This window comes from Qipengyuania sp. S6317L1 (genome assembly GCF_023015615.1).
Classification (GTDB): domain Bacteria; phylum Pseudomonadota; class Alphaproteobacteria; order Sphingomonadales; family Sphingomonadaceae; genus Erythrobacter.
Genome location: NZ_JALKAJ010000003.1, coordinates 187,722 through 212,165 on the forward strand (window position 1 = coordinate 187,722; position 24,444 = coordinate 212,165).

General features: G+C 58.6%; 22 protein-coding genes. 15 read left to right on the plus strand and 7 right to left on the minus strand.

Features of this window, described 5'->3' with window-relative positions; all coding sequences use genetic code 11:
* Window positions 1-8 precede the first annotated feature (8 nt).
* On the plus strand, window positions 9-1,412 hold the full coding sequence (locus MWU38_RS08565) for an NAD(P)H-hydrate dehydratase (protein WP_247271433.1): 1,404 nt from the start codon (window positions 9-11) through the stop codon (window positions 1,410-1,412).
* Window positions 1,403-2,617, plus strand: coding sequence for a class I SAM-dependent RNA methyltransferase (locus MWU38_RS08570; protein WP_348646873.1), 1,215 nt, complete (start codon window positions 1,403-1,405; stop codon window positions 2,615-2,617). Before MWU38_RS08565 ends, MWU38_RS08570 begins: the two co-directional genes overlap by 10 nt.
* Here MWU38_RS08570 and MWU38_RS08575 read toward each other — a convergent pair.
* From MWU38_RS08575 to MWU38_RS08590, 4 genes are all read right to left on the minus strand, one after another.
* Window positions 2,614-3,405 (minus strand): hydrolase 1, exosortase A system-associated, encoded by a 792-nt coding sequence (locus MWU38_RS08575; RefSeq protein ID WP_247271434.1) that lies wholly within the window; start codon window positions 3,403-3,405, stop codon window positions 2,614-2,616. The genes MWU38_RS08570 and MWU38_RS08575 overlap by 4 nt on opposite strands.
* Entirely contained in the window at window positions 3,402-4,106 is a 705-nt protein-coding gene (locus MWU38_RS08580) for a hypothetical protein (RefSeq protein ID WP_348646874.1), read from the minus strand. Before MWU38_RS08580 ends, MWU38_RS08575 begins: the two co-directional genes overlap by 4 nt.
* A 6-nt stretch (window positions 4,107-4,112) precedes the next feature.
* Window positions 4,113-4,427, minus strand: a complete 315-nt coding sequence (locus MWU38_RS08585; RefSeq protein WP_247271435.1) for an acyl carrier protein — start codon at window positions 4,425-4,427, stop codon at window positions 4,113-4,115.
* 69 nt (window positions 4,428-4,496) lie between these two features.
* A complete protein-coding gene (locus MWU38_RS08590; RefSeq protein WP_247271436.1) occupies window positions 4,497-5,522 on the minus strand; it encodes a GNAT family N-acetyltransferase in 1,026 nt (341 codons plus the stop codon).
* A 29-nt stretch (window positions 5,523-5,551) separates the two neighbouring features.
* On the opposite strand from MWU38_RS08590, the gene MWU38_RS08595 reads away from it, so the two are divergent.
* From MWU38_RS08595 to MWU38_RS08655, 13 genes are all read left to right on the plus strand, one after another.
* The gene (locus MWU38_RS08595; RefSeq protein ID WP_247271437.1) at window positions 5,552-7,111 is read left to right on the plus strand and encodes an acyl-CoA ligase (AMP-forming), exosortase A system-associated; all 1,560 of its coding nucleotides are present in this window, start codon (window positions 5,552-5,554) and stop codon (window positions 7,109-7,111) included.
* Window positions 7,108-8,340: a pyridoxal-dependent decarboxylase, exosortase A system-associated gene (locus tag MWU38_RS08600; protein WP_247271438.1), complete on the plus strand. Its 1,233-nt coding sequence runs from the start codon at window positions 7,108-7,110 to the stop codon at window positions 8,338-8,340. Before MWU38_RS08595 ends, MWU38_RS08600 begins: the two co-directional genes overlap by 4 nt.
* 178 nt (window positions 8,341-8,518) lie before the next feature.
* Window positions 8,519-9,160, plus strand: coding sequence for an XrtA/PEP-CTERM system exopolysaccharide export protein (locus tag MWU38_RS08605; protein ID WP_247271439.1), 642 nt, complete (start codon window positions 8,519-8,521; stop codon window positions 9,158-9,160).
* An 18-nt stretch (window positions 9,161-9,178) separates the two neighbouring features.
* Entirely contained in the window at window positions 9,179-10,702 is a 1,524-nt protein-coding gene (locus MWU38_RS08610; protein WP_247271440.1) for an XrtA system polysaccharide chain length determinant, read from the plus strand.
* Window positions 10,703-10,711: 9 nt separating this feature from the next.
* The gene (locus tag MWU38_RS08615; protein WP_247271441.1) at window positions 10,712-11,713 is read left to right on the plus strand and encodes a P-loop NTPase; all 1,002 of its coding nucleotides are present in this window, start codon (window positions 10,712-10,714) and stop codon (window positions 11,711-11,713) included.
* Between the two features lie 2 nt (window positions 11,714-11,715).
* Complete coding sequence (locus tag MWU38_RS08620; RefSeq protein ID WP_247271442.1) at window positions 11,716-13,338, plus strand: preprotein translocase subunit YajC; 1,623 nt, start codon at window positions 11,716-11,718, stop codon at window positions 13,336-13,338.
* Window positions 13,339-13,362: 24 nt separating this feature from the next.
* Window positions 13,363-14,610: an XrtA/PEP-CTERM system-associated ATPase gene (locus MWU38_RS08625; RefSeq protein WP_247271443.1), complete on the plus strand. Its 1,248-nt coding sequence runs from the start codon at window positions 13,363-13,365 to the stop codon at window positions 14,608-14,610.
* 3 nt (window positions 14,611-14,613) lie between these two features.
* Window positions 14,614-15,540 carry an XrtA system polysaccharide deacetylase gene (locus MWU38_RS08630; RefSeq protein ID WP_247271444.1) on the plus strand — a complete coding sequence of 309 codons (927 nt, stop codon included), beginning with the start codon at window positions 14,614-14,616 and terminating at the stop codon, window positions 15,538-15,540.
* Window positions 15,537-16,598, plus strand: a complete 1,062-nt coding sequence (locus MWU38_RS08635) for a FemAB family XrtA/PEP-CTERM system-associated protein (RefSeq protein WP_247271445.1) — start codon at window positions 15,537-15,539, stop codon at window positions 16,596-16,598. The genes MWU38_RS08630 and MWU38_RS08635 overlap by 4 nt, the downstream gene beginning before the upstream one ends.
* A 12-nt stretch (window positions 16,599-16,610) precedes the next feature.
* Window positions 16,611-17,834 (plus strand): TIGR03087 family PEP-CTERM/XrtA system glycosyltransferase, encoded by a 1,224-nt coding sequence (locus MWU38_RS08640; protein WP_247271446.1) that lies wholly within the window; start codon window positions 16,611-16,613, stop codon window positions 17,832-17,834.
* Window positions 17,824-18,855 (plus strand): exosortase A, encoded by a 1,032-nt coding sequence (gene xrtA / locus MWU38_RS08645; RefSeq protein WP_247271447.1) that lies wholly within the window; start codon window positions 17,824-17,826, stop codon window positions 18,853-18,855. The genes MWU38_RS08640 and xrtA overlap by 11 nt, the downstream gene beginning before the upstream one ends.
* Window positions 18,856-18,865: 10 nt before the next feature.
* Complete coding sequence (locus tag MWU38_RS08650) at window positions 18,866-20,764, plus strand: XrtA/PEP-CTERM system amidotransferase (RefSeq protein WP_247271448.1); 1,899 nt, start codon at window positions 18,866-18,868, stop codon at window positions 20,762-20,764.
* A 187-nt stretch (window positions 20,765-20,951) separates the two neighbouring features.
* Window positions 20,952-21,917, plus strand: a complete 966-nt coding sequence (locus tag MWU38_RS08655; protein WP_247271449.1) for a crotonase/enoyl-CoA hydratase family protein — start codon at window positions 20,952-20,954, stop codon at window positions 21,915-21,917.
* A gap of 6 nt (window positions 21,918-21,923) precedes the next feature.
* Here the strand turns inward: MWU38_RS08655 and zapE are convergent, their stop codons facing one another.
* The 3 genes from zapE to MWU38_RS08670 are packed head-to-tail and all read right to left on the minus strand — an operon-like array spanning window position 21,924 to window position 24,315.
* On the minus strand, window positions 21,924-23,045 hold the full coding sequence (gene zapE / locus MWU38_RS08660) for a cell division protein ZapE (protein WP_247271450.1): 1,122 nt from the start codon (window positions 23,043-23,045) through the stop codon (window positions 21,924-21,926).
* Window positions 23,045-23,521 (minus strand): PaaI family thioesterase, encoded by a 477-nt coding sequence (locus MWU38_RS08665; protein ID WP_247271569.1) that lies wholly within the window; start codon window positions 23,519-23,521, stop codon window positions 23,045-23,047. The genes zapE and MWU38_RS08665 overlap by 1 nt, the downstream gene beginning before the upstream one ends.
* Window positions 23,522-23,532: 11 nt before the next feature.
* Entirely contained in the window at window positions 23,533-24,315 is a 783-nt protein-coding gene (locus MWU38_RS08670; protein WP_247271451.1) for a succinate dehydrogenase iron-sulfur subunit, read from the minus strand.
* Window positions 24,316-24,444: the final 129 nt, after the last annotated feature.

Here is a 24,444-nt window from a genome sequence, read left to right on the forward strand (position 1 = left end):
GGAGCCTGATGCCCTCCGAACACATTTTCGAGCAAATTCTCACCGTTGAGCAAATGCGCGATGCCGAGCAGCGCATTTTCGATGCGGGCACGCCCGTGTTTGAGCTGATGCAGCTTGCCGCAGGACGCGCGGCGGAATGGGTGCGCCGTATCGCAGCGGGCCGCAGCGTTACCATTCTGTGCGGGCCCGGAAACAATGGCGGTGACGGCTATGTCATGGCGCATCGTCTGGCGAATGCGGGGCTGAGCGTCCAGATCGTTGCGCCTGAGCCACCAAAGACCGATGCGGCAAAGCAGGCGCGCGAATTGTGGGGCAGTGCCGTCCTTACCTCGGGCGGAAAGGCGCAGGGCGAAGTCTTCGTCGATTGCCTCTTCGGCTCCGGCCTCACGCGTCCATTGAGCGGCGCGCATGCCCTGCTTCTGCGCGATCTAGCAGGACGCCACCAAATTGCCATCGCACTCGATATGCCGAGCGGGATTGCGAGCGATACCGGCGCGCTGCTTAATGAAAAGCTGCCCTGCTTTGATGTGACTTTGTCGCTGGGCGCTTGGAAATTTGCGCACTTCATGCTGCCGGGTCGAGAGAAGATGGGCACCCTGCGGCTTGTGCGCATCGGGATAGACCGCGTCGAAGGCGCGGTTGAGTTGCTGCAAAAGCCGAAATTGACGGGCCCTAAAAGTGATGCGCATAAATACACCCGCGGCCTTGGCGTAATCGTTGGCGGCGCCATGACGGGGGCAGGGCGCCTTGCAGCAGAGGCTGCGATGCGGGGCGGGGCGGGCTATATCAAGCTGTGCCCTCAAGACACCGCAGCTGGCACCAATCCCGCTCTTGTTGAAGATGCAGGCGATCTTGAGCCGATTGTGACCGACAAACGCGCCGATGCGGTTCTTGTTGGTCCGGGGCTTGGGCGCGATGATGTAGCAAAGGCGAGGCTCAATACCGCACTTTCATCGGCAAAGCCTTTGGTGCTCGATGCCGATGCTCTGGTCATTCTGAAGCCTGCGATGCTTGCTGACGATCAGCCGGTTCTTGTGACTCCGCACGACGGAGAGCTCGACGCGCTTTGCCGCAGCTTCTCGGTAATCGCAGACGGGCGACGTGACCGTGCGCAGGCTCTCGCACGGGCGGCCGATATCGTGGTCCTTGCCAAGGGACCGGACACAGTGATCGCCGCGCCTGACGGGCGAATGGTTCTGGCAGGGCCTGCGCCTTCATGGCTGTCGGTTGCGGGGAGCGGCGATGTGCTTGCCGGTATAGCCCTGAGCCGCATGGCCAATGGGTCGGACCCATTCACCGCCGCTTGCGAAGCGGTCTGGTTGCATGGCGAGGGGGCACGGCTTTGTGGCGCTGCCTTTACCCCGCTTGAGCTCGCGCACAACGTCTCAGGCGCGCTGGCTAGGTGCGTTTGACGATGGCGCAAGAGATCATTCGCATCGCTGCCAGGGGTGACGGGGTAGCCGCCGATGGCACGCATGTTGCGATGGGCGTCCCGGGTGATTTGGTCGAGGCAGATGGCTCGCTCAATCATGGCCCCCATCATGTCACACCTGCTTGCCCCCATTTTGGCACTTGCGGCGGATGCCAGTTACAGCACGCTGATGACGAGGTTCTGGCCCGTTTCGTTCGCGAACGGGTGGTCAATGCAGCCGCAGGTCAAGGCCTGGTGCCGGGCGAAGTGCTTCCTGAGCACATTTCCCCGCCACGTTCGCGCCGCAGAGCAGGGCTTCACGCGCTCAAGGTAAAGGGCGGTGCTCTTGTCGGATACCGCGAGGCGGGCTCACACAGGCTCGTCGACCTTAAGGCTTGTCCGGTGCTTGACCCCAAACTTGCGAGCCTTATCGAGCCGATGCGATCTCTGGTCGCAGCGCACGGTCCGAAGGGGAATGTCGATGTCGCCCTTTCGCTTTGTGATCAGGGCGTTGACATGGGGCTCACGCATTTCCCGCTGGAAGGCCTTGCTGCGACCGAGGCCGTTTCCGACTTCGCGCGGGAACATGGCCTCGCGCGTATCACCATCGACCAAGGATATGGGCCCGAAACGGTCTGGGAGCCTGAGCCTGCTACGGTCACCCTATCCGGATTGCCGGTCGCAATGCCGCCGGGATCCTTCCTGCAAGCAACGCCCGATGCCGAGGAGCGCATGGTTGAAGATGCTTGTCGCTGGCTTGGCGATGCGCCGATTGTAGCGGACCTTTTTTCGGGGCTTGGTACATTCGCCTTTGCCATTGCGAAAACCGGGGGCACTGGGCGCAAGGTGCTGGCCGCCGAAGCTGATCAAGCCGCGCATCTGGCATGCAAATCCGCCACTGCACGCACAGGCGGCAAAGTGATTGCACTCCACCGCGACCTGTTTCGCAATCCTTTGCAGGCCTCCGAACTCAGCCGGTTTGGTGCTGTCCTGCTTGATCCGCCGCGCGCAGGGGCCAAGGCGCAAATTGCCGAGATTGCTCAAAGCACGCTTTCTCGTGTTGTTTATGTGAGCTGCAATCCGTCCAGTTGGGCGCGCGACGGGGCGGTGCTTGCAGATGCCGGGTTCAAACTCAAGAAACTGCGCCCAGTGGGGCAATTCCGCTGGTCAACCCACGTCGAGTTGGTGAGCCTGTTTGAACGCTAATTGCGCAGCGCAGCGAGGATTTGCGCCTCTAGCCATTTGCGGTGCTCTGGTTCGACATAAGAATGGCCCGCACCCTCGCAGCGTTTGATCCGCGGATCGCTCTTGTCCCATATCGCCTCGAAACTTTGCGCGGTGCGGTCTGCGCCAGCGATAAGGAAGCGGACGCTGCCATCAAATTCTTCAAGCGAGCGGCGCATGTCTTCAGGAAGGGTCGTGGGTTTGCTGGATGAACGAATGGCACCGCCCAGACCCTTTGCAAGCTTGCGCAAATTCACTCCACCTTTCAGCAAGCGCATGACTTCTTGCGGGTTCTTCAGTTTCTGAAGATAGCGCGAGCGGATCGCTTCGGCGCTGTGCGTGGGCTCGGCATTGTTGTCCTTTTCGTCGTCTTCGAAAGTCCAGGGGTTGGACAATATAAGCCCGTCAAAGCCGGCGCCCTTCATCAACATAAGGGCCGAAGCCGCATCGCAATTGCCAAAGGCGAACACCCGTTCAACTTGCGGTGCCATCGCGCGGAACGCTTCGCAGGCTGCGGCGATATCGTTTGCGCTTTTGAGGAAGCCTCGATTGTCGCCCTCGCTGTCTCCTGTCCCCCGGCGGTCGAAGCGGAAGACAGGAAAGCCCTGTTTGGCTAGCCTGGCGGCAAGCAATGACTGCCCGCCAAACGCGCCAGAACGGATTTCATTGCCGCCATTGACAATGAGCAAGCCTGTAACCCCGGGCGCTGTATCGAGCGAGCCTGCAAGCATGTGGCTCTGGCAGCCGAATTGAAACTGGAGCCGGCTCATGTATCGACTCTGTCATTCGCTGCGATAATCTGCGCGAGCGCGTCGGCCTGTGTCTGGTCGTGCGAAGGTTCTGCGCGTAGCCATAGCCCGCCGCCGCCGACCTGTGATTGCGCGATCACATGCTGAGTGGCCGAGGCGCTTGGGACTGCCGTTTCCAATTCTTGGAACATGGCCGCGCCGATGGGCCAGCCTGCGAGCATAAGCCCGCTTTTGCGTCCTTCTTCGAGCAATTGCTCCTGCGTCTCGGCGCGTCCTGCCTCGCGTGATGCGATCAAGCGAGCGCGGAGCATGGATCGCAACAGTTTCGCCCCGGTCTGGGGCGCATATTGCCATGTGGGGAGGGAGGGAGGGGCAAGAAGAGCGCCCGTGCGGATGGTCAAGACCTCGGTTGCGCCAAACGCTTCGGCTGCTGCGCTCGCAGCCACGCGTAAGTCTTCAAGCGACAGATTGTCGAGAGGCACAAGGCTTTCATTGCATCCCGGCAAATCGGGCAGAAAACTGTCCACGCCAAGATCATCGAGAGCGCGCATCACCTGAACCGTGAAGCGGCGCATTTTGTTGGCTTCATCAAACAGGGCAGGGAGCACGAGCATCCGTCGATCTCGCCCGCGGTCAAACGAAACCAGCAACTCTTGGGAAGTTGTGTCGCCGGAACAGGGGGCCTGCCATGTCGCGATCATTCGCGGTTCAGGCGCGCTCACGCGAGGTTACCCCTCGTCAAGCTTGGCCTTCGCAAAGGCCAAAAGCCCGCCAAAGGTTTCAAGCATTTCGCCGTCCACATCCTCATCTTCGATGACGATATCGAGGCGGTCTTCGATTTCGGTCAGAAGTCCGGCAACGGCCATGGAATCAAGCTCGGGCAGGTGTCCGAACAGCCCGCTGTCCTCATTAAGGGCGGCGGCATCCTCGGCATCAATGCCGAGCACATCGGCAATGATCGATTTCAGCTCGAGTGCCAATGCTTGCTCTTCTGGCGCGCGTTCGTTTGGCGCTGCGTCTGCCTTAGCCTGTTGAGAGCCCATCCCCTTGTGATCCTTCTTCTGAGGCGTTTGACCCAAGGGCGCCCTGTTGCGCGCCCTGCGGGAGGGCCCTTAACGGCGTGGCGGGCTTGGCGCAAGCGCGGGCACCTCTGGCAAGGTAAGGCGTCTTGCCGTGAGACGGGCAAGATCAAGCCATGCGCGCGGCTTTGTAAGGTTGAGGCAGTCGATGCGGTAGCGCGGGCGAACGGCCTCCATCCAGTCGGCCTTGTAGCTTTGGGTGCCTGTTCCGAAATCCACCAGTTGCACCTTGTCGATGTCGATCACGTGCCTGAAAAGTGCCGCTGAAAGTGTGGTGCCAGCGGAAAGTTTGCTTGCGCTATCGAGATGGGCAAGCTTGTGGATGAAGGCGCAGCCGCCCTCAACCGTCCAACACTGCGCGGCAACGGGCCTGCCTTCGTGAAGCGCAAGTCCCAAGCGCAAACGCCCCGCGCCCCCCTCCTCCTCGGCAAACCGGCGCAGCATGGCGGGATTGTCTTCCGACGGTTTCCAGCTTGCCTCGTAAATGGTTTCATATGCGTCCCACGCCTCGGCATCGAAATGTGTAAGAACGCGCGTTTCGACCTTTGAGCCCTTGCGTTTGAGTGTCGTGCGAAGCCGTCCGGGGCGCGATATCCAGTATTCATCAAAGCTGCGTCCTTTGACGTTCAGCACGTGGTTGGTGTCGCATTGGCAGACCTCGACGCGCCATCCTGCCTTAATAAAGGCTTCGGCAAGGCGGGTTGAGGAGCCATCCTCATCGGGAACCGGTTCAAGCGTTACGCGATGGGAGCGCGACTTGAGCTGGCGCGCAATTTCTCGAAGCAATACGTCCCCGGCATCGCCAGCAGGCGCCAACTGCCGCCAGGTGAAACTGTACCAGTTTCGCAAGGGGCTGATGTGCCCGCCGCTTTGGGTCAGAGCGAGCGCAGCGGTGTTGGCCTCATCACTCGCAATCGCGATGAGCGGGGTGAGCCCTGCGTCTGCAAGAAGTGCATACCAGGCCGCGCGATCGAAAGGCGCGAGCGGCTGCGCAACCGAGCCGTCGTCAAACAGCTCTTGCAAGACGTTAACCGTGTCGTGATACCGCGCTTCGATCAATCGTTTTCGTGCCCTTCGATAGGAACCCAATGACACCGCAGCCTGACCCTACACCCTTTCCGCTTGATCACCTCGCAGAGCGGGCGCGCGCAAGCGGTAATGGCGAGGCGTCTGCCTTGGTGCTTCGCAGCGAGGTCCTTACCCACAATGCGTTAAGAGAGCGTGTGGCCTTGTTCGCCGGGTGGTTGTCACGCGAGGTTCCCCAGAAGGGGGCGCGTATCGCGAGTTGGGCGGCGAAGGGCGAGCTTACCTGCCTCTTGCCATTGGCAGCAGCGAGGGCAGGGCTCATTCATGTGCCGATCAACCCGCTTTTGAAACGCGCACAGGTCGCGCATATTCTGGCGGACAGCGGGGCGGTGATGTTGATCGCTACGCCATCGCGGCTGAAATCACTGGAAGAGGGCGATGCGCCCCCTGATTGTGCGCAGCTGGAAGAGGGGCAGGCTCTTGAGGCTGCGTGGGACGCCGGTGTGGCCGTGGGTCCCTCTGCGGCCGACCCCCATGAAGTTTGCGCCATACTCTACACCAGCGGCTCTACTGGACGACCCAAGGGCGTGGTGCTGAGCCATGCCAACCTTTGGCTCGGCGCGGTAAGCGTTGCGCACTACCTCAAGCTGGCGAGCGATGATGTGACGCTGGCGGTGCTGCCCTTGTCCTTTGATTATGGGCAAAACCAGCTGCTTTCGACCTGGTATGCAGGCGGCAGCGTTGTGCCACTCGATTTCCTGTTCCCGCGCGACGTCGCAAAAGCTTGCGCCAAGCATCAGATTACGACGCTAGCAGCCGTGCCGCCGCTTTGGGTGCAATTGACTGAGATTGACTGGACGCGTGAGGCCTCTTCGCCCCTGCGCAGGCTTACCAATAGCGGCGGAGCGCTGACCACCGATCTTGTGACCGATTTGCAAGGGATTTTCGCCAGCGCCGACCTTTATCCCATGTATGGCCTGACCGAGGCGTTTCGCTCGACCTATCTTGAGCCCGCATTGGTCGATAGCCACCCTACGAGCATGGGCACCGCCATCCCGTTTGCCGAAATCCTTGTGGTCAATGATGAGGGTGTGATTGCAGATGCAGGTGAAGAGGGCGAATTGGTCCACTGTGGCCCTCTCGTCGCGCAAGGATATTGGCAGGACAAGACCCGCACGGCCGAGAGGTTCAAACCGGCACCACAAGGATCCCGATATGGCGGAACCGCCGTCTGGTCGGGGGATCGGGTCAAGCGCGATGCGAATGGCCTCCTCTATTTCGTCGGTCGACGCGATGCGATGATCAAGAGCGCGGGCAATCGCATCAGTCCGCAAGAGATTGAGGATGCGGCCCGTGCCACTGGCATGGTCGCTGAAGCGGTCGCGCTCGGCATACCCGATACAAGGCTTGGCCATGCGGTCCATCTGGTGGTAAGGCCAAACGGCAAAACCGTGGAAGAAGCCCGGCTTCCCAAGGCTTTACTCAAGGAACTTCCCAACTTCATGCAACCGCAAGAAATTCATTGGAAAGACACGCTTCCACTCAATCCCAATGGCAAGATTGACCGCACGGCGCTTTACCGCGAACTGACCGAAGGCCAGAAAATGGAGGGGAGATCATGAAAACCAAACCTCTGGGACCGATACCTGCAAGGTATGAAACCTTGGATGGTGAACTGGCGATTGGCGGGCGTAAAGCGAGCGCGCTTGTTGAAGCCGCAGGGCGCACGCCCTTGTTCGTCTATTCCAAATCTCACCTTGATGAGCGTGTGGCGACCCTTCGCGCCGCTATCCCGCCGCGTATCGGGATCAACTATGCGGTGAAAGCCAATCCCCACCCGCAGGTGATATCCCACATGGCGCCCTTGGTCGATGGCTTCGACATTGCCTCTTCAGGCGAACTTTTGATGGTCCAGAAAGCCGGGATCGACCCGGCCCGCGTGAGCTTTGCAGGACCGGGCAAGCGCGATGACGAGCTTGAGGCTGCAATTTCGGCGGGCGTGACGCTCAATTGCGAGTCGGAGGGAGAGGCGCATCGCTCCCTCACGATTGGACAAACACTCGGCAAGACGCCGCGCATCGCGATCCGGGTCAATCCTGATTTCGAACTCAAGGGCTCCGGCATGAAAATGGGTGGAGGCGCGAAACCGTTTGGCGTCGATGCCAAGCGTGTTCCTGTGCTTGCGAAGCAAATTATCGCCGAAGGAGCCGAATGGCGCGGGCTTCATATCTTCACGGGCAGTCAAACGCTAAGCGCAGAAGCAATCACAGAAGCGCAGACCAACGTGTTGAATTTGGCTTTTTCTCTCACGCAAGAGATCGGTGCAACATTACCCAAACTCAATATGGGCGGCGGCTTTGGCATTCCCTATTTTCCGGGCGATAAGCCGCTTGATCTGTCCGCAGTTGGCGCAGCCCTTCATGAGCTCGTCGAGGCGCATGGCGCGGCCTTGGGCGACACGGAGCTTTGTCTTGAATTGGGGCGCTATCTCGTCGGAGAAGCGGGCGTTTACCTGTGCCGGGTGATTGATAAGAAAGTTAGCCATGATCAGACTTACCTGATCACCGATGGCGGCCTTCACCACCAGTTGGCGGCGTCCGGTAACTTTGGGACCGTGGTGAGACGGAACTATCCTGTGGCGAATGCTTCGCGCTTTGGCGAGGAAGCCAGCGAGGTTGCAAACGTGGTCGGGTGCCTTTGCACACCGTTGGACAGGCTCGCCGACATGGCTGAACTGCCGCGCACCGAGGTGGGTGATCTGGTCGCAGTCTTTTGTGCTGGCGCCTATGGGGCAAGCGCATCGCCGGCAAACTTTCTGGGACATGGTCCTGCGGCCGAGATGATTGTTTAAGCTTCATTAATTGGGCTGTCCCGTTCTGGGATTGCCCCGCATTAATCGCGTTATCACTAACATTATATTCACCATTATCGGCGAGTAACTCCAGGTCATTCGCGAAAAACCGCTTGCGTGAGGTCGCTCCTCACAGGTGCAGGCAGCTTTCGCACCACGACCTTGAGGAAATGCATCGATGCCAAATTCGCCTTCTTTTGCTCGTCTTGCCGGCGTGTCTTTAGCGACGTTAACGCTGACAGCCTGCGCGGGCACAGGACCAGAGCTACCGACTGCGACCTATGCAGATTCGCAAGCAGCGCCGACCGAAGAATACATCATCGGGCCGCTCGACCAGATCACCATTCACGTCTGGCGCAATCCGGAATTGAGCGCCGAGGACATTCAGGTTCGTCCCGACGGACGGATCACGATCCCGCTTGTGCGCGACATGACCGCAGTCGGAAAAACCGCGACGCAGCTTCAAGACGATATTCGCGACGTGCTTGTCCAATATATCGAGCAACCGATCGTGTCGGTGATCGTCAACGAATTCAATTCAACCTTTGACCAGCAGATCCGCGTGGTCGGTTCAACCGAACAGCCCGCATCCCTGCCTTATCGCGCCAATATGACCGTCCTCGATGCGATGATCGCAGTCGGCGGTCTTGGTGAATTTGCGTCGGGCAACCGGGCCAAGCTGCTGCGGATCGACCGCGAGACGGGTGTTCAGAAGGAATACCGCCTGCGCCTTTCCGATTTGATCAAGCGCGGCGACAGCACGGCGAATGTCATGCTGCGTCCGGGCGACACCATCATTATCCCTGAGAGCCGGTTCTAAGGGAGCGTTGGGACCACAATGCACGAGCTATTCGAAGAGCTGCGCACAGCGCTTTATTCGGTCTGGCACCGCCGCTGGATCGCGCTGGCTGTTGCCTGGGGGGTGTGCCTTGCAGGCTGGCTCGTCGTGGCGCTCATCCCCAATTCATACGAATCCAAGGCCCGTATCTATGTCGACGTCGAGGATGTTCTTTCCGAACAGCTTGGCATTGCAGGTGACGGCAAAGAAGAGATCGCGCGCGTTCGCCAGACGCTTTTGAGCTCGGTCAACCTGGAGAAGGTCATCACCACCACCAAGCTGGGCGATGGGATACAGGACCGACAGGCGCTGGAGAGGGCGATATCTTCTTTGAGCGAGGACGTGAAGATCAGTAGCGAGGAGGACAATTTGTTCGCCATCACCGCGTCGGTGGGCAAAAGCGATTTGAGTGATGCTCAAAACGCCGTGCTTGCGCGCGATGTGGTACAAAAGCTGCTCGATATTTTCCGCGAAGAACACATCGCGGGCAACCGCGCCGAAATCAGCGGCGCGATCAACGACCTCGACGATCAGCTTGAAGAGCGCAAGCTCGAGCTCGAAGCGGCTGAGCAACGGCGCCTTGCCTTCGAGGCTCAATACCCCGATCTTATCGGCGGTACACAAACGCTTTCCACCCGGGTTCAGCAATCGCGCACCGAACTGCGCGATATCGACGCCGACCTTGCAGCAGCGCAAAGCGCGCTTGCCGCGATGAACAGCCAGATCGCAAGCACTCCGCGCACGATCATCGGCTCCTCGGACGCTGTGGGACCGCAAGCTGCTCTGCTCGAGGCACAGTCGCAATTGGCCGGGCTTCGCTCGCGCGGGCTAACCGAAGAGCACCCTGATGTCATTTCAACCAGGCGCCAGGTGGATTTGCTGACTAAGCAAGTCGCGGGCGCTGGTCCCAATCAGGTTTCGGGCACACCGAACCCAGCTTACTCTTCGCTTATCGCTTTGCGCGCTGATCGTCAGGCTTCGATTGAATCGCTTCAATCGCGCCGCGCCGCGCTGCAATCGCAGCTGGCATCGCTTGCTGCGAGCCAGGCGACCGAACCTGCCGTTGCAGCCGAAGCAAACCGCATCAGCCGCGACTATGAGGTGCTGCGCGACAACTATGAAAAGTTGCTCGAAGATCGCGAAAAACTGCGCACACGCGGCGATGTGGTTGATGAAACCAGCCAGTATAAATTCGATCTCGTCGATCCGCCGGTCGTGCCGCAAAAACCAGCTGCTCCCAATCGTCCGCTTCTTTTGTTCGGCGTGCTTATCGCCGGGATCGGTGCGGGTGTGGGGATTGCATGGATAATGGGCCAGCTGCGCTCGGGCTATGCCACGGCGCAAAAGCTTGAAAAATCGATGGGGCTGCCTGTCATCGGGTCAGTGTCGCTCAACCTTTCACAAGCCGCCCAAACCTTGCGCAAACGGCGTTTGCGCCAGTTCGCAGGAGCCTGCGCGGGCCTTGTCGGCGTGCTTTGTATTCTTTTGGTGATCGAGGTCGTCTCGATTGGGACGATTGCGTGAGGAAGCACAGTGACTGATCAAAGCAACTTCTCCCGCAAAACGCTCGCCTCCTCCGGGGGCCGCACTTCCTTGTTTGAACGTGCGGATGCTGTTTTTGGACTGGATGGGTTTGGCGCAAAGCCAGTGCCTGGCAATTTGCCTTTGGCATCTCGCCCGGTCGCACCGGCGCCATCAAAGCGTGAGGCGCAGAACGAACAACGTCAAGCTTCCGAACCGCCAAAAACCACCGCCGATAAGCAACAACCAGACCCTGAAACACAAAGACCTGAGCGTGCAGTTGCGCTGCGCGGGCCAAAGGTCTGCGTTGATCGTGATGTTCTCGAGGTAGAGGGGCTGATCACTCCAGGCGCTCCGGTCACCGGACTTCTCGAAGAGTTTCGGATCATCAAACGTGAGCTGCTTGCCGATGCGCGTCATGCAGGCGATGACCGGGCGCGCCGCATACTGGTCTGCTCGCCGCATCAGGGCGAGGGCAAGACCTATTGCGCCGCCAATTTGGCCATTGCCCTCGCTGCTGAACGAGACATCGAGGTGGTTCTGGTGGATGCTGATGTTCTCAATCCGTCGGTTTCGCAGCGCCTTGGGGTCGAAACCGGTGCAGGGCTGATGGATGTGCTTGCCGACAAGAGCCTGCGCCCTGAAGACCACGTTTCGCCAACCGATATCGAAGGGCTTTTCATCCTGCCTGCGGGAACCAGCAGCGCGCGCGATTCAGAGTATCTCACAAGCGCGCGCACCGGCCAGGTGCTCGACCGACTAACTCAAGGTGCGCCCAATCGTTTCCTTATTTTCGATACACCTCCGGCGCTCGCCGCATCGCCAGCAGCCGAACTTGCCGCCCATGTCGGCCAAGCCGTGATTGTAGTGCGCGCTGACGATACAAGCCGCGCGGCACTCGACGATTCAGTCCAGCTTCTTTCCGCGTGCGACGACATCAAACTGCTTCTCAATGCAACACAATTCAGCCCGTCCGGTCGCCGCTTTGGCGACTATGGCGAAAGGGAGGGATGACCATGCGTTATCTAAAAACTAGCCTTCTTGCAGGGATTGCATCTCTCGCAGCCGCTTCTCCGGCGATGGCGCAAGAAGGGCCGCAATCCGATCAAGGTCGGGCCACCACCGTTCAACCCTATATCGAGGTTTCCCAGATCCTCACCGCGCAATTGGAGCCGGTGAGTGATCAACTGACCTACACCCAGGTTGCAGTCGGAGTGGACACCACCGTTCAAGGGCGTCGCAGCGGAGCTTCCGTGTCGGTGCGCTATGAGCGCAATTTCGGATGGGGTGATGATCAGGTTGATACCGACACCGTGAGCGGAATTGCGCGGGGATATCTTGAAGTTGTCCCCCGAGCGGTAACGTTACAGGCAGGCGCTCTTGCAAGCCGTAGCCGCGTTGATGGCGGCGGCGCTGTTTCAGTCAATCCTCTGGCCAGCGAAGATGCGACCAATCAGATCTACAGTGTTTACGCCGGTCCGGATTTCCAGACCCGCGCAGGCGCAGTCCATATCTCGGGCAATGCGCGCGTCGGTTATAACCGTTTCGAGGCCAACAACGCGGTTTTCGACGTCAACGGCGATCAGGTCGATGTATTCGATGACAGCGTAACGTATAGCGGCCAGATCGCCGCAGGCGTTCGTCCGGGCGAGGCTCTGCCCGTCGGCTTGGCGGTTAGCGCAGGCGGCTTTCAGGAAGACCTCTCAAACCTCGATCAGAGGGTGCGTGATGTTTACGTGCGCGGTGATGTGACCGTTCCGGTGACACCGGCGCTCGCTCTGGTTGGCGGCGTTGGATATGAAGACGTCGAAGTTTCGGGCCGCGATGCGGTGCGAGACGTCAATGGCGATCCAGTGTTCGACAGCAATGGCAGATTGGTCACCGACAGCGCCTCCCCACGTCTTGTAGCGTTTGAGGTCGATGGATTGCTGTGGGATGTTGGCGTTTTGTGGCGCCCCAGTTCACGCACCAACCTCGAGGCGCGTGTTGGCCGTCGCTATGACAGCACGACCTACTACGGCACCTTCAGCTATCAGCCGAACCCGGGCGATTCGCTTGCGATTGCGGTCTACGATGGCATTTCGGGGTTTGGCGGGGTCGTGAACAATTCTCTGTCACGCCTCTCGACCGATTTCTCGGTGCAGCGTAATCCTTTCTCCGGCGATTTTGGCGGGCTTGTGTCGAGCGATGAGGGTGTTGGCCTTGTCGGCGCGCTCGGTTCGGTCCGTTCGTCCGCTTTCCGCGGTCGCGGCGTCAATGCAAGCTACACCACGCAACTTGGCCGCATCAACGCAGCCATCGGTGCAGGATACGACCGTCGTACCTTTATCGCGGCTGCTGGTGGCGCGCTTGAAAGCGCCGATGGCATCCGTGACGAAAGCTACTACCTCACCGGCACTTTGAGCACGGACGTTGGCCGCAGCGGCGCGATTGCGACGACAGCCTATGCGAACTGGTTCACTTCGAACTCGGGTAATGGCGACCTCACAGCGGTTGGTGCAAGCGCTGCTTACAGCCGCACTCTTGCCGGCAGATTGTCAGCGCGAGCCGCGGTGGCGCTGGATTATTTCGACAGCGAATTTTCGGACGAAGACTTTGCCACAGCCTCCGCGCTGCTTGGTCTGCGCTACGACTTTTAAGAGATTCATGGAGCGTTAGGTAACATGTACGATTCTTATTACGGCTTCACCGGGCGACCGTTTCAGCTAACCCCTGATCCCGAGTTCTATTTTGAGAGCGCAAGCCACAAGAAGGCGATGAGCTATCTTGGCTATGGCCTCAATCAGGGCGAGGGCTTCATCGTTATTACCGGTGAAGTGGGTGCAGGTAAGTCCACGCTGGTCGCTCATCTGATGGAGCGGATTGATCCGGAGGCCTTGACCGTTGCCCAGGTGGTGACCTCCGCGCTGGACGGCGAAGAGCTGATCCATGTCGTTGCGCAAAGTTTTGGAATTGCTGTTGATGGCAAGGATAAAGCGGGCGCATTGGGTGCAATCGAGCAATTCCTCCAGGAAGAAGCGCGCGCAGGGCGTCGCTGCCTGTTGATCGTCGATGAGTGCCAGAACCTTGAGTTTACTGCGCTCGAAGAACTGCGGATGCTATCGAACTTTCAATTGGGTTCGCACCCGCTTTTGCAAAGTCTTTTGCTTGGCCAGCCGGAGTTCCGTCGCACCTTGGCGCATCATCCGAATCTTGATCAGCTTCGCCAGCGGATTATCGCCTCGCACCACCTTGAGGCTTTGGATGCAGAAGAACTTGAAGATTACGTGCACCACCGTTTGGCGCATGTCGGCTGGGAACAGCAACCATCGCTTGAAGCTGGCCTGCTCACCGCATTGTATGATGCGACAGATGGCATACCGCGCCGTGTAAACCAGATCATGAACCGTTTGCTTCTTCTTGGTGCAATCGAAGAGCGCGATGAGATTGGTTTAAGCATGCTTGATGCGGTGCTCGAAGAAATGTCCCAGGATCAGTCACGCGGCGGATCCTTGCGCCAGGTGTCGCCGGAAATTGTTTCGCAGGACACGCTCGGTGAAGCTTCCGCGGAGCGGCTGCTCGATGAGAGAGGCGAGGAACAGGCCGAAGGTAAACCTGCTGGCGATGGGCCTGCTGAACCCGTTGATGCCGAAACCGAAATCGCAATCGAGAGCATTCCGGCAAGCGAGGTCGCGGCGATGATGGCGCAGCGTGATGCCCGCGCTGCCGAATTGGAAGCGGCAATCGGCGAACTGCAGGCGGCTGGCGCTCGGCCGGACGAAGTTCATCTGCATGGTCCGAGCGAAGATGAATTCAATGAGGCCCTCGAACGTATTGAAGCGCGGCTTGAAGAGCAGGAACGCTCTTTCCGCCATGTGATGACCATGCTGATCGAATGGCTTGAGGACGATAAGTCGCGCGAGGCCGCCTAGGCCATGAACGCGCAGAGCCCTATTGGTTTCAAAGATGCTGTCGCAAGTCCCATTTCCAATGGACTTTCGGTCGATGTCGAAGACTGGTTCCAAGTCGGAGCCTTCGAGGATGTCATTGACCGGGGTGATTGGGATGGCCTGACAAGCCGGGTCGAGCGCAACGTGGACGAAATCCTCGCGCTATTCGGCGAGGCTGGGGTGCGCGCGACCTTCTTCACCCTTGGATGGATAGCAGAGCGTTATCCGCAATCCATTCGCCGCATCGCCGAGGCGGGCCATGAGATAGCCAGTCATGGCTACGATCATGCGCGGGTATTCACCCTTGATCCGGGCAAATTCGCAGAGGATATCCGCAAGACTCGTGAAATCCTTGAAGATGCGACGGGACAGCCTGTCATCGGCTATCGGGCGCCGAGCTTTTCGATTGATCCGCGATCGCTTTGGGCTCTCGATGTGCTGGCAGAGCAGGGCTATAAATATTCATCCAGCGTCGCACCGGTCGTGCACGACCATTATGGTTGGCGCGAGGCACCACGTTTTGCCTTTCGCCCGGTTGCAGGGTCGGACCTGATTGAAATTCCGGTGACAACCGCGCTTCTAGGCTCGCGCCGATTGGCAGCGGGCGGTGGCGGCTTTTTCCGTGTTCTCCCCTATGGCTTCTCGCGTTGGGCGATTGCACAAGTGAACCGTGAGGACGAGCGGCCAGCGGTGTTTTATTTCCACCCTTGGGAAGTCGATCCCCGACAGCCGCGTGTTGGCAATGCTGGGCTGCGCTCGAAGCTGCGTCACTACACCAATTTGGACAAAATGGCCGATAAGCTGCGCAAGCTTGTGCGCGAGTTTCATTGGGGCCGCATGGATGCACTTGCCGAAATTGAGGCAAGCCGTGCTTTTGATTTTCCCGTCTCGCAGCGTGAGCCTGCGCGATGAATGCGCCGGTAAGCCTTTCTCTCAACGCGCGGGCGGTTGATCTGGCTGACGCCGCAATGCGCATGCGGCTCGATGGGTTCGTGCAAGAGATGGGCGCAAGTGTCTTTCACAGGCCGAACTGGCTACTTGCTGTCGAGAAATCGACTGGCCAACGCGCTGGCGGATTTGTGGTCGAACAACTGGGCGTCATTCAGGGTTGGTTGCCACTGACGGAGGTGCGCTCCCTTCTTTTTGGGAAGGCTCTTGTTTCCAGCGGCTTTGGCGTGGGTGGCGGCGTATGTGCAGAGCGGCCCGAAGTCGCGGCGAAACTCGCTGGAGCAGCGCAAAACCTTGCCAAGGCAAAAGGCTTCGCCAGCGTTGAACTGCGTGGCGGCGAGGTGCCCGAAGGGTGGCATGCCATCGCCAACAAGCACTGCGGTTTTGAGCGAGATTTGGCCGAGGACAATGAAGCGGAGCTTCTCGCTATCCCGCGCAAATCGCGCGCAGAGGTGCGCAAGGGGCTCAAAAACAATCTCGAGGTGCGCGTCGGGCGCTCGTCACAGGATTTGGCAGCGCACTACGCCTGCTACTCGCAGAGCGTGCGCAACCTTGGCACACCGGTTTTTCCAAGGGCTCTTTTCAAGCAAATGCTCGAAGCCTTCCCGGAAGAAAGCGACATCCTCACGATTTCGCGTGATGGTACACCGCTGGCAAGTGTCCTTTCGTTCTACCACGATGGGGCGGTGCTTCCGTTTTGGGGCGGGGGCAGCTTTGCTGCGAGGGCAGCGCGCGCGAACGAACTCATGTATTTTGAGCTTATGCGCCATGCTCGGCAGCGCGGAATGAAGCGGTTCGACTTCGGCCGTTCCAAAACCGGAAGCGGACCTGCAAAGTTCAAAAAGAATTGGGGCTTTGATCCTCAACCTCTCGTTTATGGGATGTGGACCGCGCCGGGCGAGGCGCGACGCGATGTGGACCCAACAAGCGAAGCGTACAGCCGCAAGATCGAACTTTGGAAGAAGCTGCCGCTCCCGATCGCCAATACCATTGGCCCATTCATCGCGCGCGGCCTCGCGTGAGGGAACGCTTCGATGGGTGAAATCCTCTTTCTTGCACACCGCGTGCCGTTCCCGCCCAATCGCGGGGACAAGATTCGCAGCTCTAACCTTCTTAAAAAGCTCGCCAAGCTAGCCCCGGTTCACGTGGGCTGTTTTGCCGAGAGTACCGAAGACAGGGAAGGAGCCAAAGAGGTCGCCTCGCTTGCCGCTTCGCACTGTGTCGTCAATCGGACCAAGCCGCTTGTTTCGGCCGGCGTCGAAGCGGTGCTTTCAGGAAAGCCTGTAAGCCTCACTGCCTTTCATTCGTCCCGGATAGAAAACTGGGTGCGCAAAACAATCTCCTCGCGCCCTATCACCACGATCTTCGTTTTTTCGGGGCAGATGGGCCAATACATCCCCGAAGACTTCAAAGGCCGGGTGGTGATTGACCTGTGCGATGTCGATAGCGCCAAGTTTGAAAATTACGCCTCCGCAGGTCAGCGCGTGTGGCTCAACTCTCGTGAAGGGCGGCTGTTGGCACGCGAGGAAGAGCGTTTGGCGAAGCGGGCCGATGCAACGATCCTGATTAGCGAAAACGAGGCTGATCTTTTCTGCTCGCGGCTCTCGGAGCCTGAGAAGGTGAATGTTCAGGTCATCGGCAATGGCATCGATACTGATTTCTTCGATCCCTCACTCTCCACGCCCCACGCCGATCTTGAGGCCAGATCCGGACCGCATTTCGTATTCACCGGACAAATGGATTATCCACCAAACGAGCAGGCTGCGTTATGGGCGATTGGGTCGTTCTGGGCTGACTACAATGCCGAGAACCCCGATGCTGAAATCCATGTTGTCGGGCGCAACCCGACCAGGCGGCTGCAAGACAAGGACGGGCAGGGTGCCACGATCTGGGGAGAGGTCCCTGATGTGCGCCCTTTCATTGCCGCTGCTGACTGCGTCGTGGTGCCGCTATCGATCGCGCGCGGGGTTCAGAACAAAGTGCTGGAGGCTATGGCAATGGCGCGCCCCGTATTGCTGACCAAGCAAGCGGCGACCGGCATTGATGCGGTCGATGGCAAACACTGGATGCTGTGCGAAGACAGACCCGAGGCGATGGCCGCGCGGATTGATGCCCTGCGCGCCAATCCCGACGCCGCGAAAGCCATGGGGAAGGCGGCACGGCAATTCGTTCTCGATCACCACAATTGGGATGCCATGCTCGCCCCGCTAGAAGCGCTTATCGATCTGCGCCACGTGGAAGCCCGCGATGCCGCCTGAAACGACATTTAGTCCCGCGTCAAAACAAGCCGTTTTCTCTCGGATCAGCCCCAAGTGGCGCGAGGCTCTGGTCGTTCTCATCCTTGGCGCTTTGGCAAGTGTTGTTGTTACCATTCGCGAATGGGCAGAGATGCTGCACCAGTGGTGGAATATCGACACCTATTCCCACATTCTCCTCATTCCGATCATCATCGGCTGGCTCGTTGCGCTCAAGGCGAGCGAGTTGGCTAAACTCGCTCCAAGACCTTGGTTACCGGGTCTGGGTGTGGTCGCCCTGGGGCTTTCGCTTTGGCTTATAGGGCGTGTCACCGAGACAAATCTGATCGCCCACGCTGGCGCTGTGGGAACGCTTCAGGGCATCGTTATCGCTGTGTTGGGACCAAGAGTGTGCACGGTGATTGCGCTTCCCTTGTGTTTCGGGGTTTTCCTAGTGCCATTTGGCGACGAAATCATCGAGCCCTTGCAAGTTGTCACCGCCGAGATAGCCATTTGGCTCACCCACTTAAGCGGCATCCCCGCTTTTTCGGACGGCATCTATATCGATACGCCCGTGGGCCTTTTCATTGTTGCCGAGGCGTGTTCGGGCGTGCGCTTTCTTATCGCGATGATCACCCTTTCGGTCTTGGTCGCTTATACCCGTTTCACCAGTTGGTCCCGAAGAGCCGCTTTCATGGTGGCCTCAATCATTGTCCCGGTTGTCGCAAATGGCGTCCGGGCATGGGGCACCATCTATATCGCGCAATCCCAAGGCGTCGACTTCGCGGCAGGCTTTGACCACGTTTTTTACGGCTGGTTTTTCTTCGCCTTCGTTGTCGTCCTCATCCTCGGCTGTGCGTGGCGCTATTTCGAGCGCGATCCCGAAGACTACGGCTGGCGTGCCGAAGAAGTGCTGAGCTTTGCGATATTAGACCGTTTTGCAGGTCCCAACACACCGTCTGCATCGATCCTGGCTGGCATCCTCGCGTTTTGTATTCTTGCAGGCGGCGCGGCGGTGATTGCTGGCTCTGCGGCAATAGGGTAGCGCGTTCAACATGTGCGGGATCGCGGGGATATTTCATCGAGAGACGCTTAAGCCGGTCGATCCTGCTCGGGTCGAGCGGATGTGCGATGCTATGGTGCATCGAGGGCCGGATGGGGCAGGGGTCTGGACCGAGCGTGGCGTGGGTCTCGGGCATCGCCGCCTTTCCATCATCGACCTTGAGGGATCGCCTCAGCCGATGGTCTCAACCGATGGCAGGGCGGTGATCGTTTTCAACGGCGAGATCTATAACTTCCGCGAACTTCGCGCCCGGCTGGAGCGAGAAGGGGCGCAGTTGCGAACCTCTGGCGATACCGAGGTCATTCTCGCCGCCTGGCAGCGTTGGGGCCCTGATTGCCTCTCGCGCCTTGATGGCATGTTCGCCTTTGCAATTTATGATTTGGAGCGGCGGCAGCTTTTTCTGGCGCGCGATCGGCTTGGCGTAAAACCGCTCTTTCTCTCGCACCTTTCCGATGGCAGCCTGATTTTTGCTTCCGAGCTCAAGGGGCTTTTGGCGCACCCAATGATGCGCCGACGGATCAATCCGCAGGCAATCGAGGCCTATATGACCTGGGGCTATGTGCCTGATAGCCATTCCATCCTCGATGGGGTGACGAAGTTGCAAGCCGGCCATTTTCTGTTGCTCGAACACGGCAAGCCGATGCCCGCACAACGACGTTGGTGGGACATCAGTTTCGAGAAGCGGGCAAAAGGCAAGGAAGCCGATCTTTCCGCTGAACTTGTGCATTTGCTTCGAGAGGCGGTGCAATCGCGCATGGTAGCAGACGTGCCGCTTGGCGCGTTTCTGTCGGGCGGGGTCGATTCATCTAGCGTCGTCGCCTTGATGAGCGAGGCGAGCCCTCAGCCAGTCCGCACCTGCTCGATAGGTTTCGATGTCGAAGCGTTGGATGAGACCAGTTACGCCGAGATGATCGCAAAGCAATTCGGCACTTCGCACGAGGCACGCGTGGTGAGCCAGAATGATTTTGGAGACATCGACAGGCTCGCTGCCATGTTTGATGAGCCGTTTGCCGATGCTTCTGCTCTGCCAACATGGCGGGTGTGCCAATTGGCGCGCGAGAAGGTCACCGTGGCGCTTTCCGGAGATGGCGCAGACGAGGCATTCGCTGGTTACAGGCGACAGGTTTTCCATCAGGGTGAAGAGCGAGTGCGCTCGCTTCTGCCAGCAGGTTTACGGCAACCATTGTTCGGCGGGCTTGGCCGATTCTGGCCAAAGGCCGATTGGGCGCCGCGCCCCTTGAGGGCAAAGACCACTTTCCTCTCACTGGCTCAGAGTGGGGAGGAGGGCTACGCAAACGCCTTAAGCGTCACCACGCCTGACCTGCGCTCAAAGCTTTTTACGCCGAAATTTGCTTCGCACCTTGGCGGGTTTTGCGCCGAAGAAGAACTCATTGATCTGATGAAGAACGCGCCCGCGAGATCGGGGCTGGACCGCGCGCAGTATGCCGACCTTACATTCTGGCTGCCGGGCGACATCCTCACCAAGGTTGACCGCACAAGCATGGCGGTGAGCCTTGAAGCGCGTGAACCTTTGCTCGACCATCGCCTTGTGGAGTTCGCGGCCAAACTTCCTGAAAGTATGCGCGTGCGTTCGGGGACGGGTAAGTATCTGCTCAAGAAGTGTATGGAGCGCTATCTTCCGAGGGACGTCCTCTACCGGCCAAAACAAGGGTTTGTGACCCCTATCGCCAATTGGATGCGGGGGCCATTGGCCGGTGAAATCCGGGCGATCGCATCGCGTTCTTCGCTTGTACAGGCGGGGTGGGTCAATCCCGCTTTCGTGACGCAAATGGCCGATGCCCACATCGCCGGACGAAGCGATTATTCGCGCACCCTGTGGCAAATGTTGATGCTTGAAAAATCATTGAAGGCTATGGGCGCACAACCTTGATTATCCTCCGATTTTGCGGTCGGCTTTTAGTTAACTTGTGAAACAATATAACATTCGCGTGTCCCATTTTGTCACACTTGGGTTCAAGACTGTCCAAACTTGCGAAATATCTATTTGCAAAATTATGCAAAATCGGACTATTTTACATCCATCGCGGTTCAAAGAAGACTGCGAAAGCTGCTAAGACATGAGTCTGGCGGGTCGTGAAACAAGTCCGGAGAATGGTGCGATGGACAGTAGTGCGGGAAATCCTCTCCCCTATTCAGGCGAAGAGGATACTCTTGCCGAAAGTATTCTGAACAATTCCGTGCCCGGCGGATTGTTCGAACTCCGAGAGCTTGATGTCCTTTACGATGACCAATCGGCGGCCTTGTGGACTTTTATGCGTCCGGAAGGCAGGCCAAGTTTTACGCCTACCATGCTCAAAGACTTCGAGCGCTGGCAAGACCTCATCTCCGATGGCTTTGGCGAAGAGAAGGTTCCGCTTCGCTATCTCATCCTCGGCAGCCGATCGCAGGATGTGTTTTGCTTCGGCGGCGATCTTGAACTGTTTCAACATCTGATTCGCACCCGGGATCGCGCCGGTCTGGTCAAATATGGCCACCGGTGCTGTGCAATTCTGGAACGCAATGTCCGCTCACTCGATCTGCCGATGCTGACAATCGGGCTCGTGCAGGGCGCGGCTCTTGGCGGTGGTTTCGAAGCCCTGCTTTCGTTTGATTATATCATTGCCGAACGCCACGCGACGTTTGGCCTGCCTGAGATCATGTTTGGTCTCTATCCGGGTATGGGTGCCCATGTATTCCTCGCCCGAAAGCTGGGCACGGCAATGGCCGAGCGCATCATTTTGTCGAACAAGACCTACACCGCACAAGAATTGTACGACCTTGGTCTGGTCCATCAGATCGCAGAGCCGGGTGAGGGCGTGAGTGCGGTTCGCGAGTTCATCAGCAAATCGGAGCGTCGCCACTCTGGCCTAGCTGGGGCACACCAAGCGACCAAGATGGTCTGGCCGGTCAAACTCGACGAATTGAACGCAATTACCGAGCTTTGGGCCGATACCGCGCTCAAATTGTCAGAGCAGGATCTGAAGGTGATGAGCCGACTGGTAGCAGCGCAAGCGCGCCTCGCTGATCGGCTTGCCGCAGCATAATCGAGTTTAGTCAGACGCTCCGTCGCTTCCATGGCCAAGCGCCATGTATTCGTCGCTCTGCATCTCGTTAAGACGGCTCACTGTCCTTTCAAACTCGAAGCTGCCATCACCTGACTGGTAGAGTGCCTCGGGCTTGGTCGCAGCGGTCGCGAAAAGCTTCACGCGGTGTTCGTAAAGTGCATCAATCAGTGTCACAAAGCGCGCCGCTTCATTCCTGTTTTCAGGGCCCATCTGCGGGATCCCGACGATGATGACAGTGTGATACTCGCGTGCAATCGCGAGATAATCGGGCGCCCCGCGTGCGTCATGGCACAGGCGCTTAAAGCTGAAAACCGCGACACCTTTCAGAGATTTGGGGACGTGCATCGTCCGTTTCGAGCCAACTGCAAGCTCGCCCGAAGGGACGTTTTCTGCATCTTCAGGATCGAAATCGGTGAGCCGGAAGAACACCTCACGCACGCGCGCGGTCGCCTCGTCACCCAGGGGCGAATACCAGCTATTGAGCCCGCCTATCCGATCAAGCCGGTAGTCGGTCGGGCCGTCAAGCGTGAGCACATCAAGCTCGGCCTCTATCAAATCGATAAAGGGCAGGAAGTGTTCGCGGTTGAGCCCGTCTTTATAAAGCTCGCTCGGCGCACGGTTGGATGTAGTGACAATGGTGACGCCTTGCTCCATGATGAGCTGGGTAAAAAGCCGGCTCATTATCATCGCGTCGGCCGAATTGGTCACCACCATTTCGTCAAAAGCGAGCACTCTAACCCTGTCGGCAAGCTTTGCGGCAACGGGTGGAATGGGATCGCCTGCGTGCGTCTTGCGCGCCTCGCGCATTTCGGCGTGCACTTCTTGCATAAAGGCGTGGAAGTGCACGCGTCGTTTCTCGGCAATGCTCAGGCTTTCGTGGAACAGGTCCATCAACATGGACTTGCCGCGTCCCACTCCGCCCACCATGTACACACCTTCGGCGCGCGCAGGTTTGCTTGCGAAGAATTGCGCGAGAAGTCCGCCGGGTTTTTCGGCCTCCAGCTCTTTTTGCAGCCGGTCTAGCCGGGCCGCAGCGCGTCTTTGGTCGGGGTCTTCGCGAAGCTCGCCATTGGCAATAAGCTGTTCGTATCGCGCAAGGGTGCCCATTAAGATTGGCCGACGGCGCGGGTGCTCGAAAATTTGCGAACGATGCCCGAATGCGAGGCAACCACGTTGTCGCCTTGCACCACCTGCCCCCGTACAAAAACAAGCTTGCCAGTTTCGCGCACGATTTCGTTTACCGCATCAAGTGGTAGCGCAGGGTCACCACCGCCGACGAACTGCGTCGACAATTCCAGTGTGACCGATGGGCCTGCATCTCCGCCGCCGATCATATGCATGGTCGTGAACATCGATATGTCGATCAGCGACAGGCTGATCGCGCCGTGGATCATGCCCTGCAGGTTTTCGTGCCGCCGTTCGGGAAACATGCGCAGCCGCGCCTTACCATCGTCGTCGACACGGGTGATGAGATGGCCCATCACCGCGCCGTTGAAAATGGTTTTATCCTTGATGTTCCACTGCCTCCAACCGGGATTATCCGGGCAGGGGCCGTCGTCGAAATACTGTTCGCGCAGGGACATTGCAGCCAAATTTAGATGGCGCGTTCGGCCATCATCTTCTTGGTCTCAGCAATCGCCTTGGCTGGCGACAGGCCCTTGGGACACACATTCGCGCAGTTCATGATAGTGTGACAACGATAAAGGCGGAACGGGTCTTCGAGTTCGTTCAGGCGCTCACCCGTCATCTCGTCACGGCTATCCGCGAGCCAGCGGTACGCCTGAAGCAGGATAGCAGGGCCAAGAAACTTGTCCGAGTTCCACCAGTATGACGGGCACGAGGTCGAGCAGCAGGCGCACAAGATGCACTCGTAAAGACCGTCCAGCTTCTCACGCTCGGCCGGGCTTTGCAGACGTTCTTTGCCAGATGGCGTCGTGCTGACCGTTTGCAGCCAAGGCTTGATCGAGGCGTATTGCGCATAGAAGTGTGTGAAATCCGGCACGAGGTCCTTGATCACATCCATGTGCGGCAGAGGGGTGATACGAATCTCGCCCTTCAGATCCTCAATCGCTGTGGTGCAGGCAAGGCCGTTCTTGCCGTTCAAGTTCATCGAACACGACCCGCAAATCCCCTCGCGGCACGAGCGACGGAAGGTTAGAGTGGGGTCGATTTCGTTCTTGATCTTGAACAGTGCGTCCAGAACCATGGGACCGCATTCATCAAGGTCGATTTCGAACTTGTCATAGCGCGGGTTATCACCCGTGTCGGGATCGTAGCGGTAAATCTTGAACGATTTCACCCGTGAGCCACCTGAGGCTTTGTGAACCTTGCCGGTGCTTTTGATTTTTGAATTTTTCGGCAGCGTGAAAGTCGCCATAATCGCTTATCCCTATTTGCGTTTGGTCCTATCTAACGCCTTCGCGCGATGAGGCAAGAGAGCGGGTATTGCACACTTTGGGATGACCCTTGCCATTCGCTCAATTTGAGCCCGAAACCCACCGCCAAC